A 15,057-nucleotide genomic window follows, 5' to 3' on the forward strand; every position below is an offset into this window, starting at 1 on the left:
GGCGCCCACCACAGCGCACATGCCCAAAAAGCAAAGCTCGCCTGATAGCGTTAGAATGCGCGTTTTGGTTTTGCTGTACCGGCCTCGCCGGGCCTCAAGACGTTAACTAATCAGATGGTCGCGGCGATAAAGTCAGTTTTACCGACTTCCTCGAAACCCGCGTCAGTCGGAGTTCGCCAACTTATGCGAGTCATCCTTGCTCAACCCCGCGGCTTTTGTGCGGGTGTTGTTCGTGCAATCGAAATCGTCGATCGCGCGTTACAGCAACACGGCGCCCCCGTGTATGTCCGTCACGAGATTGTTCACAATCGCCACGTGGTGGATAACCTGCGCCAGAAAGGCGCGCGCTTCGTCGAAGAACTCGATGAAGTGCCTCAGGGCGCAGTGGCCATTTTCAGTGCGCACGGTGTCGCTCAAACTGTCGAACGCGACGCGGAAGCGCGCGGTCTCGACGTGCTCGACGCAACCTGTCCGCTCGTCACCAAAGTGCACGTGCAAGGGCGTCAATACGTCGGCGCCGGCCGCACGCTGATTCTGATCGGCCACGCCGGTCACCCGGAAGTCGAAGGCACGATCGGCCAGATTCCCGGCAAGGTGTTGCTGGTGCAAAGCGAAGCAGAAGTCGCCCATCTCGACCTGCCGCTCGACACGCCACTCGCTTATGTCACGCAGACCACGCTGTCGGTCGACGATACGCGCGGCATCATCGACGCGTTGTTGCGCCGGTTTACCAACATCGTCGGTCCCGATACCCGCGACATCTGTTACGCCACGCAAAATCGCCAGGCGGCGGTGCGCGAACTGAGCAAGCAGGTCGAAGTCCTGCTGGTGGTAGGCGCAACCAATAGCTCGAATTCGAACCGGCTGCGCGAGATCGGCAGCGAAAGCGGCGTGGCGAGCTACCTCGTCGCCGATGGTTCGGAAGTGAAGGCCGAGTGGTTTGCGAATGTGCAAACCGTTGGCGTCACGGCGGGTGCCTCGGCACCCGAAGAGATGGTGAAGAACGTGATCGATGCACTGAGCGCATTGGGTCCCGTCGACGTCACGACCATGGACGGCCGCGAAGAAAAAGTCGAGTTCAAGTTGCCGTCGAAGCTGTTGCAGCCGCTCGCGGCACGCGAAGTTTAAGCCAGCATTTTCGCGTCGCCTTAGGTTCAGCGGAGCATAAAAAAGCGTGGTGTGCTTTCCAGCACACCACGCTTTTTCTTTTGCGGCCGCCCCGCAGAAGGCCGGGGCTTTACCCTGCGCCGCGCGCGTTATGGGCGGTCAGGAACTTGATCAATCCGTCGATCCCGCCTTTCGAAATCTGATCGGCGAATTGCGTCTGGTACACCTGGATCAGCCACGCGCCCATCATGTTGATGTCATAAATCTTCCAGCCGGACGGACCTTTGGTCAGCCGGTAGTCGATTGCGTCGTCGCCGCCATTGCTGATCACATGCGATTGCACGACGATGTCGGTGGCGCCGGCCGGTACGCTCACGGGCGCGAACTTGAACTTCACGTCCTGATCGCGCAATTGCGACAGCGAAGCGGCATAGGTTCGCACGAGGAGCAGCGTAAACTGCTCATAAAGTTGCTTCTGCTGCTCAGGGGTCGCGGTCGACCACGCCTTGCCGATCGCGATCCGCGTGGTGCGCTGAAAGTCGGTTGCCGGAACGAAGCGCGTCTGGACCAGTTCGGTAATCTTCGCCATGTCGCCGCCCCGCGCCTGCGGATCGGCCTTCATTGCGGCGACCGTGCCTTCGACGGCATTTTTTACAACCGCGTCGGGCGCGCTTTGCGCGTAAGCCGCCGTGGACACCACGGCCGCAGCCAGAAAAGCAGACAGATAACGTTTCATACGTTCGCCAGGAGCTGAAAGAAGTAAGCACCAGTGAGCTAATAAAGCCCATGGTGAAAGCTGGATAGACCAGTATACCGATAATGCGTTCCCGCCCTGGTTAGCCTCGCCAGGCGTCGCACTTGCTACCGAAGTCGGGTTGCAGCGCTCCGCCTCTGTATACTTGTGCACTTTCGTCTAAAACTACACTCGTGATAAGGCTACGTCCGCCTACATGCTGAAGTCATCTATTGTCCGTCTCGTCGCCTATTCGGTGCGCCACCCGCTGCGGGTTCTGGGCGCGTCGATTGTGCTCGCCGTTCTGAGCTGCATCTACGTAGCGCATAACTTCAAGATCAACACGGACATCAGCCGTCTCATCGAAACCGACAAGCACTGGACGGCGCTCGAAAACGCGATGAGTCAGGCCTTCCCGGATCGGGGCGACACCGTGCTGGTCGTGGTCGAAGCGCGCGCGCCGGAATTCGCCGACGCCGCCGCCAATGCGCTGACCGCCGCGCTCAAAGCCGATCCGAAGGAATTCGTCGCGGTCTCGCAGCCCGCAGGCGGCCCGTTCTTCGAACACAACGGCCTGCTGTTTCTATCCAACGACGAGGTGATGTCCACCACCTCGCAACTGGTCCAATCGCGCCCGCTGGTCAATGCGCTCGCGCATGATCCGAGCCTGGCCGGCCTTGCCGGCACGCTGACAACGAGCTTGCTGTTGCCGCTGCAACTCGGTCAGGTGAAGCTCGGCGACATGAGCCACCTGCTGTCGCAAAGCGCGAATACGCTCGACCGCGTGCTGGCCAATCAACCGGCGGCCTTCTCGTGGCGCGCGCTGGTCGACAAAAGCACGCCGACCGACCCGGCCCGCGCGTTCGTCACCGTCCAGCCGGTCGTCGACTATGACGCGCTGGAACCCGGCGCAACGGCCTCCAAAGCGATCCGTAATATCGCTGCTTCGCAGCACCTCGACGCGCGCTACGGCGCCACGATTCGTCTGACCGGCGAGCAGCCGCTCGCAGACGAAGAGTTCGCGTCGGTGAAAGACGGCGCGGTGCTCAACGGTATCGGTACGTTCATCGTCGTACTGGTTATCCTGTGGCTCGCACTGCGTTCCGGCCGCATGATCGCCGCCGTGTTCATCACGCTGTTTGTCGGGCTGGCCATCACCGCCGCGCTCGGTCTGATGATGGTGGGCGCACTGAACATGATCTCGGTCGCGTTCATGGTGCTGTTCATCGGGCTCGGGGTCGATTTCGGCGTGCAGTTCGGCGTCAAGTACCGCGAAGAGCGCAACCGCGACGATCGTTTGTCTGCTGCGCTAATGCACACCGCGCACAGCATCGGCGTGCCGCTGACCCTTGCGGCCGTCGCGGTCGCGCTGAGCTTCTTCTCGTTCCTGCCGACTGCGTATCGTGGCGTGTCGGAGTTGGGCCAGATTGCCGGCGTCGGCATGTTCGTCGCGTACTTCACGAACATGACCTTGCTGCCAGCCCTGCTGAAGATTTTCAATCCGCCGGGCGAAGCCGCTTCGCCGGGCTTCAAGCAGCTCGCTCCCGTCGACGACTTCCTCGACCATCACCGCAAGCCGGTGCTGATCGGCACGCTGATCGTCGTGATCGGCGCGACGCCGATACTTACGCATCTGCGTTTCGACTTCAATCCGCTGCATCTGAAGGATCCGCATACGGAGTCGATGGCGACGCTGTTGTCGCTGAAAGATTCGCCGGAAGCCGCAGTCAACAACGTGCATGTGCTCGCGCCTTCGCTCTCTGACGCCGGCACGATCGCCACGCGCTTGCGCGCGTTGCCCGAAGTGGGCCGCGTGACGACACTGAACACGTTCATTCCCGCCGATCAGCAGCAAAAGATGATGTTGATTGCGAGCGCCGCGCAGCAGTTGTTGCCCGCGCTGCAGCAACAATCCTCGCCGCCAGCCACCGACGCCGTGCGCGTCGACGCCCTCAAGCGTGCGTCGAATCAACTCTCGCTCGCCGCCGACGATCACCCCGGCCCGGGCGCGGATGAAGCGAAGCATTTGTCAGCCACGCTGCAAAAACTCGCCACCGCCGACGCCGCCACGCGCGACCGCGCGGAAGTCGCGATGTCCGACACGCTGCGCATCGCACTGAAGCAGCTAGAAAACCTGCTGCAACCCACCGAGATCACCCGAGACAATCTGCCGAAGGAAATCTCGTCGACGTGGTTGTCGAAAGACGGCCGCGCGCTGGTGGACATTGCACCCAAAGTCCAGCCCGGCACCGATCCAAACGACGACGCCATGCTCGCGCGCTTTGTCCGCGCGGTGAAGAAGGCCGAGCCGAACGCGATCGGCGGGCCGATTTCGATCCTGCATTCGGCTGACCTGATCATCAAGGCATTCCTGCAAGCCGCTGCCTACGCGTTGATCTCCATCGCGATCCTGCTGTGGATCGCGCTGCGGCGCGTCAGCGACATGCTGCGTACACTGGTGCCGCTGCTGGTGTCGGCGCTCGTGACACTGGAACTATGCGCGGCGTTCGGCATGCCGCTGAACTTCGCCAATATCATCGCGCTGCCGCTCATGCTGGGCGTCGGCGTAGCCTTCAAGATCTACTTTGTAATGGCGTGGCGCCACGGCCAGACTGGCCTTCTGCAGTCGAGCCTGACGCACGCCGTGCTGTTCAGCGCGGCAACCACGGCGACCGCGTTTGGCAGCCTCTGGCTGTCGCATCATCCGGGCACGTCGAGTATGGGTCGACTTCTGGCGCTGTCGCTGTTCTGTACGCTGGTCGGTGCAGTGGTGTTTCAACCGGTGTTGATGGGCAAGCCGCGCCAACGTCGCGCGAAGAATAAAGGAATATAAGCATGCAACTCCGTAACGCCGCGCTGACGCTCGCCGCTGCCGGCCTGATTTCCGGCTGTGCAACCGGTCCTGACCGCAAGCCGGGCGACCCGTTCGAACCGGTGAACCGCGCCGTGTTCAAATTCAATGATGGGCTGGACACGTACGTCGCCGTGCCGGTGGCCAAGGGTTATCAGAAGGTGACGCCGCAGCCGCTGCGCACCGCCGTGAGCAACTTCTTTTCGAACCTCGGTGACCTGAGCAACGCCGCGAACGCGCTGCTGCAATTGAAGATCACCGACGCGACCGAAGACATCGTCCGGTTTGCGTTCAACTCCACGTTTGGACTTGGCGGTCTGATCGACTGGGCGACGCCGGCCGGTCTGCCGAAGCATCACCAGGATTTCGGGCTGACGCTTGGGCATTGGGGCATCCCGTCGGGGCCGTACCTCGTGCTGCCGCTGTTCGGGCCGAGCACGGTGCGCGACAGCATGGGCCTGATCGTCGACGTGAAGTTCAATCCGTTGAACTACATGGAACCCGCGGTGCGTAACCCTCTGTACGTGCTGCAGTTCGTCAGTGTGCGGTCCGACCTGCTGGGCGCGACCGACCTGCTGCAACAGGCCGCGCTCGACAAATATTCGTTTGTACGCGATGCCTACACGCAGCAACGCTTGACGCGTCTGCGCGGCACGAGTGATAACAACGCGCCGCTGCCGAACTACGACGATCAGAGTGGTTCTGGCGCAGCAGCGCCGGCCGCAGGTGCGCCAGCCGCGGGCGCTCTGCCGAACTATGCGGACCCAGGCGATGCGGCGCAAGCGCCGAATGCAGCCTCCGGTGCCGCCACGATCGCTCCGTCTGACTTGCCGAACTACAGCGATCCGGGTGACGCACCGGCGAGCGGCGCAGCGGGCGCAACGCCGGGCATGCCTGCACCAGCTACGGCACCCGCAGGCGCGTCAGACACCGCAGCGCCTGCGCCTCAACCCGCGGCCGCCCCAGCGGATAGCAAACAGCCCGCCGCAGCGCCGGCCGCGCAATAACATTCGGATTCGGAGAAAGGAGGGCGCGCAACGCGCCTGAAGACGGAACACCCGGGCAGGATGTCTCACGAAGACGAGTTCAAAGTCCGAACGAAGGCCAGGAATGAACTGAAATACCGCTTCGGCACATCGCGCGCCGAAGCGGAAAAGCCTGGGAACAGCAACCGGATTCAGCGCCGTTTCACTGACCTCAATGCAGGCTGTCTACCTCGCTGCGCGATGCTGCAGCCACTCGCTCTTCCTCAACCGCCGCGGTCCCTTGCGGCACTGGCCGTGAGTTCTCGCGATACTGCGCGAACGCTTCCTCTGCGTAGCGAATCTGCGTGCGACCGTGCGGTGCCGGCTCGCCCTTTTCGTCGAGATTGACGAACACCATCTTCTCGACGGTCAGAATGCTCTTGCGCGTGATCTTGTTGCGCACTTCGCAGCGAAGCGTGATCGAGGTCCGGCCGAATTGCGTGGCGGTCATGCCGAGTTCGATGATGTCGCCCTGACGCGCCGAGCTGACAAAATTGATTTCGGACATGAACTTGGTCACGACGCGCTGGTTGTCCAACTGGGTGATCGCGTAGATAGCCGCTTCTTCGTCGATCCAACGCAGCAGACTGCCACCGAACAGCGTGCCGTTCGGATTCAGATCTTCGGGCTTGACCCACTTTCTGGTATGGAAATTCATTTGATACTCCGTGTTCGAGGCACCTTGGCTGGGGCTTTGCGTCCCTTAACCTAGGGTTAACACTGACATTGTATCAAACATAAGGGTTTTCCCTAGTATTTCAATACCTGCTGAATTGAAGGCGAAAAAAAACGGCGCGCGGTGAACTGCACCTCAAAGGGTTAGATCGGTGTCCGAGGTTTGGGGGCACAGGTCGCACGGGCGGACGGGGAAGCAACACACGGAGAGAACTCGCTAGTCTTTCGGGTCGTACTGGTGATAGCCCAGATATCCGTCTGTATCCTCAACCTTGGTGATTCTCCAATGACCGGCGTCCTTGACGACGAACACCACGAGGTCTTGTCTGTCCTGTGACGTCACTCCGAATGTCACCGGTATGACAGCTACCCCGCCGAGCATAATCGCCGGATGCACGGTCAGAGTTTTGAGCCATATCTTTGGATCGAGGTCCTGGACGCGCGTGAAGTAATCGGTGTCTCCTGGCAGGCGATTGTGCCTATAGTCGTCTCTCAATGTATTTACAGTGTTTCTCGACACGTAGCGGTAAATCGTATCGTCCATTAGCTGAAAGTATTGGGAGTTTCGTGCGTCCTGTTTTCCGATGTACCAGGTGTAAAACGACCTGACAACGGCTTCAGGGGTGCTTGGCCCTACTGCCGATGCAGGCTGCATCACGCCCAATACGATAACCAGCGTAGCGAATACCAGCAAAAGAAATTTTTTCATTTCAGTCGTGACGATACATTTTGTACGCGGGTCGGTTCGTCCGATATTCGTGGCCTGGGTAAAAGCCACGCATTTGTTTGAAATCAGAAATCCATATTTGCCCGTCAAACATCGCCATATGTCCCGACGTGTGCATGCCGGTTGCCTGAATGACCACGACATCACCCGCTTGCGGTTCGCCTTGCACCTCATAGAAACTGGCATTGACAAGCGATGAACCATAATCTTTGGCCAGGTTGGTGCGCGCCAGGTATATACCGCCCGCCTGAATGGCTTCTCGCGTGTACTGCGCGCACGCGCTAATGCTATTTGACCGTGCGTGCGATTGAAGATAACGCACCGCATTCACTTTGTCTCATGCCATTTTTATCAAATCTCCTTGATTAACGGGAATCTGATCTTCACCGCTATCGCAAACGGAAGTCTATTTTTGATATGAAATTTGACGAAAATTCACACGAAAGCGAATTGGGCTGGATGGCCTAAATCGCACCGCGCCACTGATCGCGCAGAGGCGCAGCGTTTGACGCGGGCGCGTCGCTGCTTTTAGAAAATGACGGGCGCCAGTCCATTTAGGTAGACAGCACTGACCGCGGACAGTACGACGTTTTTATGGTGCTTCACTTTCTCGGACCATTTTCGGAAGCTCGAACGGGTCTCTTGATACCGTCACACGCACGTGGAGTGCAACAACCAAAAAAACCATCGCGAAAATAGAAAACGGCCCGCGAGGGCCGTCTCATTTTCAGGCAATCGCCAGATCCAGCGCGCCTGCTTCTGTCATCGCCTGGCGCGCCCGGACCAGCGAGATCCGTGCGGCGCGGGCGTCGACGGCAACCTGGATCAGTGCGCCAAGTTGCGACGGTTGCCGCATCAGTTCCCGCAAAATCGGGCCGAGCGCTGTGCTGCCATCGTCGCGCAGACCGGCCGTCGCGGCGGACGGCAACGTCCGCCAGGCCGGATCGACGATCGCGCGGCACACGGCGAACGGCACGCCGTGCGCTACGGCGGTCGCGCCGGCAATGTGCGACTCCATATCGACGGCCAGAGCGCCGGTTGCTCGATGCAGCGCGTGTTTGTCTGCGGCGGAGATCAACGGCGCGCTGACGGCCGCCATAACGCCGCGTTGTGGTCGCCCTGTGAGCGGTCCTGCGGTCATCGCCGCTGCAAGCCTGTCCGACCATGACCGGTCGGTTTCGAGCCGCCCAAACGGGCCTTCGACGGCATCCGCGATGATCAGCGAGCCCGGCTTCAGGTCCGGCGCCAATCCACCCGCCGTACCGAAACTCACAATACCGGAACACCCGCGTGCGACGGCTGCGTCCAATGCACGTTGCAGCAGATCGGAGCGCGCTGCGAACACCACCTCGACGCCCTTGCCGCGCGCAATCTTCGCTTCGAACGCCATGCCCGTCACCACGATCACCGGCAGACGGCCGTGGCCGGCATCGGCTGACGGCATTGCAGAAAGAGCCATCCGTTACATCCCGACCGTGACGCGCGTGAGCCCATTGCGCGTCAGATGACGGAAGCGCGCCAGCGCCCACAACGGGAAGAATTTGCGATAACCGTGATAACGCAGATAGAACACACGCGGGAAACCGGTCGCGGTAAAACGCGTTTCGTCCCACAAACCATCCTCGCGCTGTTCGCGCTGCAAATACTCGACACCACGCGCCACGGCTTCGTGATTGACTTCGCCGGCCGCCATCAGACCCATCAGCGCCCATGCGGTTTGCGAAGCCGTGCTCGGCGCACGTTCGTAACCGCGATAGTCGAGCTTGTAGCTCTCACCACCTTCGCCCCAACCGCCGTCCGGATTCTGGATCGACAGAAGCCATTGCACCGCGCGTCTCATGCGCGGGTCGTCGTGCGGCATGCCGGCGGCGTTCAGCGAACACAGCGCCGTCCACGTACCGTAGATGTAATTCAGACCCCAGCGGCCATACCAGCTGCCGTCCGATTCCTGCTCCTGCAGCATGTAGGCGAACGCGCGCTGCGCCGGTTCGCTGTCTTGCGGAAATTCGCCGAGTTGCGCAAGCATCGACAGACAGCGGCCCGACACGTCCGCAGTCGGCGGGTCGAGGAGGGCGCCGTGATCGGAGAACGGAATGTTGTTCAGGTAGTACTGGGTATTCTCCGGCTCGAACGCACCCCAGCCGCCGTCGCTGCTTTGCATACCGACCACCCATTCGCGCGCGCGCGCAATCGCTTCGCGATCGACATCGGTTCGCGTGAGCGCCGCCGAGCGCTGCATGGCCATCGCGACCACCGCCGTGTCGTCGACGTCGGGGTAGTGCGCGTTGTTGTACTGGAACGCCCAGCCGCCGGGACGCACATTCGGCCGACGCGAGATCCAGTCGCCGCGCACGTCGAGAATCTGCAACGGCCGCAACCATGCAAGCCCGCGTTCGGCGGCCTGTTCGGCATGCGCTTCGCCGGTTTCAAGCAATGCATGCGCCGCGAGCGACGTGTCCCAAACCGGCGACAAACACGGCTGGCAATACGCTTCGTCTTCGTTGATCACCAGCAGCTTTTCGATCGACTGGCGGGCAATCGCGCGATTCGGATGATCGGCCGGATAGCCGAGCACGTCGTACATCATCACCGAATTGGCCATCGCCGGGAAAATCGCGCCAAGGCCGTCTTCGCCGTTCAGCCGTTCGTCGACGAAGGCCAATGCCGCGCGCACCGCGCGCTCGCGCGTGGCTTTCGGGAACAGGCCGTCGACCGCGCGCAGCATCACGTCCACGCCACGGAACAGGCGAAACCAGCCCTCATGCTGATGCGGCGCCCGTTCGTTCAGGCCGACGTTGACCGGCGCGCCACGGAATACCTCGTCGATCCGTACACCACGCGGATTGCGCGCGAGCGGCCGCTTCGCATTGAGCACCAGCAACGGCACGATCACGGTCCGTGCCCAATACGACACCTTCGACAGATGGAACGGGAACCACTGCGGCAACAGCATGATCTCGACGGGCATCATCGGCACCGCGCGCCACGACACCACGCCGAACAGCGCGAGCAGAATCCGCGTGAACACGTTGACGTTCTCCGCGCCGCCGTGCGCGAGAATCGCGTCGCGCGCACGGACCATGTGCTCGGCATCGACCGGGTCGCCGATCATTTTCAGTGCGAAGTACGCCTTCACGGTCGCGCTGACGTCGAGCGCGCCGTCGGTGAAAAGCGGCCAGCCGCCGTTGGGCAACTGGATGCGGCGCAGATAGCGGGCGATCTTCTGCTCCAGTTCCACGTTCGGCGTTTCGCCGAGGTAGTGGACCAGCAGCGCGTATTCGGCGGGAATGGTCGCGTCGGCTTCGAGTTCGTAGACCCAGTGGCCGTCGGGCTTCTGCGCAGCGAGAATCGCGTCGGTGGCGCGCGTGATCGCGGCGTCGAGCGATGCGGCGGGCGCTACGGCCGTTTGCATTTCCACGTCCAGTGCGGCGAGCACGGCGTCGGCATCGGCGGATTCAGGCAGGACAGCGTCCAGCGGCTGGGCTTGAGATAAGTCGTTCATCGGCGTTCCATCGGTTCATTCAGCAACGTATCCGCGGCCTTCTGGCCGGAGCGGATCGCGCCTTCAATCGTCGCGGGCAGGCCGGTGGCCGTCCAGTCGCCCGCGAGCATCAAATTGTTCCAGCGAGTGCGCATGCCCGGACGCAGCGTTTCCTGGTCGGGCAGCGCGGCAAACGTCGCGCGTTTTTCCATCACGACCTGCCAGGCCGGCATCGGCGTAACAGGCAGATTGGCCGCTTGAGCCACTTCGGCCCAGGCGGTGGCCGCGAGCGCTTCGTGCGGTGTGTCGAGCAGACGCTCGGCGGCGTTGAGCGTCACCGACAGACGGCCGTCGAAAGCAAACAGCCATTCGCTCATTGAGTTCAGCAAACCGGTGACCGGCGGCAAACCAAACGGCGTGTCGACCGCGAAATGCACGTTCGCGGTCGAAGCAAAACGGGTCGGCACGCGCAAACCCGGCACCAGCGTCAACGCACTTTCCGGCGGCAACGCAAGAATCACTGCGTGATTCGCGTCGAGCGGGATGCTTTCGCCGACGAAATTCAGCGCCTGCACGCGGCCACCATTCGCGGCGAATCCGACATCCGTCAGGCGCGAGCCCAACCGGATCGCCGCGCCGCCATGCTGCAAAAGCCGCAACGCCGGATCGACGAAAGCACTGCCGAGGCCGTTGCGCGCCACCAGCGGCCGGCACGCGAGGCCGCCAGCCAGCAACGTTTCGCGCACCATCGCACCTGTCAATTCCGCGGACGCATCGCGCGGCTCGATATTGAGCAGTGCATGAAACAACGGCCTCAACAAGCGATCCCATAGCGGCCCATCGCAACGCATGGTCTGCGCGACGCTGCGGCCAGGCTTGGCGAGCAGCAGGGGCATCAGCGCCAGATAGTCGCCGGGTCCGGTGTTCGGCACGCGTGCGTTGGAGTCGAAAATCCACCACGGCAGCGTGCCCGTCGACATCCGCACGGTCCAGCGCGCCCGCGTGGCCAGATCGACGAACGGATATTCGGGTTGCGTCGGGCCGACCAGTTCGTCGGCGGCGCCGATCGCGCGCGTGTAGTTGAGCGTCGCCGTATTGCCCGACAACACCATGTGATTGCCGCTGTCGAGCGTCGCGCCCAGCTTCGCGTCGTAGTACGAACGGCAGCGGCCGCCCGCATAGGCTTCGGCTTCATGCAGCACGACCTGGGCGCCGCGCCGCTGCAGTTGCACTGCGGCGGCCAGGCCGGCGAGGCCCGCACCGACCACATGTACGAGCTTGGGCATCAGCTCAGAAAAGCGCGTAGCGCGCGACGATCCACAGCATGCGCAATTTCGGTTTGCTGACCTTGGTGCGCGGAATGTCGAAGCCGCGCTCGAGCGTGCGATCGAGCAGCAGGCGATACACACCCGACATGATGCGCGGTGCCCGCACCTGATTGCGCGCCTCACGGTCCATGATCGCGTCGGACTCGGCAAAGTGTTGCAGCGCCCGTTTGGCGAGCGTGGCGCAGACGCGCGGCAGCGACGGGTCGTCGGCAATCTGCTGCGGACTCGTCACCGCGATGCCTTCGCGCGCCAGCAATTCGTGCGGGAGATAACAGCGGTTCAAACCGGCATCTTCGTCGATATCGCGCAGGATGTTGGTCAGTTGCAGTGCACGGCCCAGATGGTGTGCGAGCAAACGGCCAGGCTCGGCCTGCATCCCGAATATCCTCACCGATAGACGGCCCGCCGCGCTGGCGACACGATCGCAATACAGGTCGAGGGTGGCTTCGTCGGGCGCGCAGATGTCGGCGGCGGCGTCCATCGCCATGCCGTCGATCATCGCGTGGAAATCTTCGCGTTGCAGATGAAACGTATGGATGTGCCGCGTCAGCGCACGCAACGAAGCGCGCGGCGCGCCGGCATAGCACGCGTCGATATCGGCGCGCCAGCGCTCGAGCGCGGCGGCTCGTTCAGCGCGCGGGGTGTCGTCGTTGTCGGCGATATCGTCGACAGCGCGGCAAAAAGCGTAGACCTGATACATCGCATCGCGTTGCGCAGCCGGCAGGATGCGCATGGCGAGATAAAACGAGCTGCCGGAAGTCGCGGCAGCGGCGTCGATTTCTGTGTCGTCCACGACAAGATTGGAAACAGCCAAGACGATCTCCGCTGGAGGCGCCTGCTGAAAGGCGTTAAAGAGGTTTTATGCCTACCCGCCGGACAGGCGGCCCGCGCGCGCGGACACGCGCGAAACACCCGGCAGGGATGCCGGAAACGGCGAAAAGTATATCAACCTTTGTGAGACGACGCAGTTTTGCAGCTTAATCGGGGACGGAAGGCAGCACCGCAAACCCAGCGGTCGCCGCCAGGTCACGTCAATTCAGCGCCACCGTGCGGTTGCGCCCCTGCCGCTTCGCGCTGTAAAGCGCCGCATCGGCCTCGTTGATCAGCACCTCATACGACGGCGTGCCCTGCCGCGCGGCCGCGCCGCCGACGCTCGCCGTGACCTGCACGGTCGTGCCCTGAACCTCGACCGGCGTTTCGGCGATCACGTTGCGGATCTTGTCCGCGACGACCATTGCGTCGGCGAGCGGCGTGCACGGCAGCAGCAGCGCGAACTCCTCGCCGCCGAATCGCCCGAACGAGTCCTGCGCGCGGAGCACGGCGGAGACGCGCTGCGCCATCAGCCGCAAAACCGTATCCCCAACGCCGTGGCCGAACTGGTCGTTGATCTTCTTGAAGTGATCGAGATCGAACAACAGCACCGACATGTCGCCGCCATAGCGCTGCCAGCGGGTGAATTCATCGCGCAGGCGTGCTTCGAAATAGCGCCGGTTGGCAATGCCCGTCAGGCCGTCGCGATCCGCATATTCCTGGAGTTTGGCAACCGCTTCCTCGCGCTCGCGCTGGACGATGCTGACATGCGTGACGTCCGAGATCGTCACGCAGACGGCGACGACTTCGCGATCGCGCATCAGCGGCATGAACGTGCAGTCCTGCTGCATGAAATCGACCCCGCCCGTGATAGGACGGTCGTGGTCGAACCTGAACAGATACGGGCGCTGCTCCCACGAGCTGAACGCAAACGTGCCGAGTTGAAACACGCTTTCGATCTTGCGCGACAACCACACGCGCGGCAGTTCCGGAAAGTGCGTGTACAACGATTTGCCGACTACCTGGTCCGCCGGCAAGCCGCTGTGATCCTGCATGAAGCGGTTCCACATGAGCACGTTCATGTCGCGGTCGATCACGAAAATGCCAAAACCGACCCGCTCGACGACGAGGTCGCTCAATGAATTGACAGACACGGTCATAGGCTGGACAGCAACTCGTCGAGCGCTCCGTTCATGTGGCGGATCGACTCTTCAGCCATCAGCATCACGAGATGGGCGCGGAAGCTCTGGTCTTCGAGCGCAAAATTCACTTCGACCAGCAACGCGACTTCCCATTGCAGCACGCCCGGCTGGAACACTTCGTCGAGCGTCATCGCATCGCCGAGCAGGCCCGGTGCGGAAAACACCGGCGTGCGGCCAAGCTGGTCGAGAATCGACGACACGCATGCGCCCGTCAGCAGGTTTGCGACGTCGAACATCAGTTCTTTCTGGCTCACCGACTCGTAGCTCGACCGCGCATACGGGTCGTTGACGAGCGAGCATAACTGTTGCACGCCGTCGCTGCGGCAGATCACGAGCGCCTCGCCCTTGATGTCGGAGCGGAAGCCCTGGCGCACTGCGCTCACCGTGTCGTCGATCCCGGTCATCTCGCGCAGCGCGTCCGCGGCCTCGCTGACTGCCACCAGCTTCACGCGCGGCACGGACAATTCGATGAACGAATCGAGCAGCCGCGCGAGACGCGTCGCGGCCTGCCCCATCGCCAGATTGGCGACCTCCTGCAGCGCGTCGCGCTGGTCTTCGTTGAGGAATGGTTCAGGCATACAACCCGTACTCCTTGAGGGTGTGCAGAAGCGCCTCGGGTGTCACGGGCTTGGCGAGGAACGCAGCGGCGCCGAGCGAGCGCACACGCGACTGGGCCATCGGCTGGACATCAGCGGAGACGACGATCACGAAGGTGTTCAGATCCTCATGCTGCAGCGCTTCCAGCACCTGGTAGCCGGTCATGTCCGGCATCGTCAGATCGAGAAACATCACCGACGCACGGCCTTCGCGATACAGCCCGAGCGCCTCGCGCCCGCTCGACGCGTACGACACGTCGACGTCCCAATCTGGCGGCAATGCCTTGGTGAGCACCTTGCGGGCAAGCAGAGAATCATCGGCGATCACAATAGGCAAAGACATGGGCAGGTAGGAAGCGAAATTGGCTCTAACGTGTTATCGGCACGTGGAAGCGAATTCTTTAGCGCCGATCGGTCGATCAGCGGAAAAATGCGGTGATGCCTGCGCAATGCAGGTTGCATGGGGCGAGCGGGGAACGTGCGTAACCGGACGCGAGGAAGACGCGGGATACGCATGGCCTG

Annotated in this window: 14 protein-coding genes; 3 read left to right on the forward strand and 11 right to left on the reverse strand. The window is 62.2% G+C overall.

Features of this window, described 5'->3' with window-relative positions:
• Positions 1-183: 183 nt before the first annotated feature.
• Positions 184-1,128 carry a 4-hydroxy-3-methylbut-2-enyl diphosphate reductase gene (gene ispH / locus LMG28727_RS23365; RefSeq protein ID WP_201644684.1) on the forward strand — a complete coding sequence of 315 codons (945 nt, stop codon included), beginning with the start codon at positions 184-186 and terminating at the stop codon, positions 1,126-1,128.
• Positions 1,129-1,237: 109 nt separating this feature from the next.
• Here ispH and LMG28727_RS23370 read toward each other — a convergent pair whose 3' ends face one another.
• Entirely contained in the window at positions 1,238-1,843 is a 606-nt protein-coding gene (locus LMG28727_RS23370) for an MlaC/ttg2D family ABC transporter substrate-binding protein (RefSeq protein ID WP_201644685.1), read from the reverse strand.
• 214 nt (positions 1,844-2,057) lie between these two features.
• Here LMG28727_RS23370 and hpnN point away from each other — a divergent pair, with 214 nt between their 5' ends.
• Entirely contained in the window at positions 2,058-4,673 is a 2,616-nt protein-coding gene (gene hpnN, locus LMG28727_RS23375) for a hopanoid transporter HpnN (RefSeq protein WP_201644686.1), read from the forward strand.
• 2 nt (positions 4,674-4,675) lie between these two features.
• The gene (locus LMG28727_RS23380; RefSeq protein ID WP_201644687.1) at positions 4,676-5,698 is read left to right on the forward strand and encodes an MlaA family lipoprotein; all 1,023 of its coding nucleotides are present in this window, start codon (positions 4,676-4,678) and stop codon (positions 5,696-5,698) included.
• Positions 5,699-5,888: 190 nt separating this feature from the next.
• On the opposite strand, the gene LMG28727_RS23385 is transcribed toward LMG28727_RS23380, so the two are convergent.
• The 10 genes from LMG28727_RS23385 to LMG28727_RS23430 form a co-directional block, all read right to left on the reverse strand.
• Positions 5,889-6,374, reverse strand: coding sequence for an acyl-CoA thioesterase (locus LMG28727_RS23385; RefSeq protein WP_201644688.1), 486 nt, complete (start codon positions 6,372-6,374; stop codon positions 5,889-5,891).
• A 234-nt stretch (positions 6,375-6,608) separates the two neighbouring features.
• Positions 6,609-7,100, reverse strand: coding sequence for a DUF3828 domain-containing protein (locus tag LMG28727_RS23390; protein WP_201644689.1), 492 nt, complete (start codon positions 7,098-7,100; stop codon positions 6,609-6,611).
• A gap of 1 nt (position 7,101) precedes the next feature.
• Entirely contained in the window at positions 7,102-7,449 is a 348-nt protein-coding gene (locus LMG28727_RS23395; protein ID WP_201644690.1) for a CHAP domain-containing protein, read from the reverse strand.
• A gap of 396 nt (positions 7,450-7,845) precedes the next feature.
• Complete coding sequence (locus LMG28727_RS23400; RefSeq protein ID WP_201644691.1) at positions 7,846-8,577, reverse strand: phosphorylase; 732 nt, start codon at positions 8,575-8,577, stop codon at positions 7,846-7,848.
• A gap of 3 nt (positions 8,578-8,580) precedes the next feature.
• Entirely contained in the window at positions 8,581-10,620 is a 2,040-nt protein-coding gene (shc, locus tag LMG28727_RS23405; RefSeq protein WP_201644692.1) for a squalene--hopene cyclase, read from the reverse strand.
• Positions 10,617-11,885, reverse strand: coding sequence for a hydroxysqualene dehydroxylase HpnE (hpnE, locus tag LMG28727_RS23410; RefSeq protein ID WP_201644693.1), 1,269 nt, complete (start codon positions 11,883-11,885; stop codon positions 10,617-10,619). Before hpnE ends, shc begins: the two co-directional genes overlap by 4 nt.
• A gap of 4 nt (positions 11,886-11,889) precedes the next feature.
• Positions 11,890-12,741 (reverse strand): presqualene diphosphate synthase HpnD, encoded by an 852-nt coding sequence (hpnD, locus tag LMG28727_RS23415; RefSeq protein WP_201644694.1) that lies wholly within the window; start codon positions 12,739-12,741, stop codon positions 11,890-11,892.
• Positions 12,742-12,958: 217 nt separating this feature from the next.
• A complete protein-coding gene (locus tag LMG28727_RS23420) occupies positions 12,959-13,897 on the reverse strand; it encodes a sensor domain-containing diguanylate cyclase (protein ID WP_201644695.1) in 939 nt (312 codons plus the stop codon).
• Positions 13,894-14,517, reverse strand: a complete 624-nt coding sequence (locus LMG28727_RS23425) for a chemotaxis protein CheC (RefSeq protein WP_201644696.1) — start codon at positions 14,515-14,517, stop codon at positions 13,894-13,896. The genes LMG28727_RS23420 and LMG28727_RS23425 overlap by 4 nt, the downstream gene beginning before the upstream one ends.
• Positions 14,510-14,878 carry a response regulator gene (locus tag LMG28727_RS23430; protein WP_201644697.1) on the reverse strand — a complete coding sequence of 123 codons (369 nt, stop codon included), beginning with the start codon at positions 14,876-14,878 and terminating at the stop codon, positions 14,510-14,512. The genes LMG28727_RS23425 and LMG28727_RS23430 overlap by 8 nt, the downstream gene beginning before the upstream one ends.
• Positions 14,879-15,057 lie beyond the last annotated feature (179 nt).

It is taken from the genome of Paraburkholderia metrosideri (assembly GCF_904848625.1).
Lineage (GTDB): Bacteria > Pseudomonadota > Gammaproteobacteria > Burkholderiales > Burkholderiaceae > Paraburkholderia > Paraburkholderia metrosideri.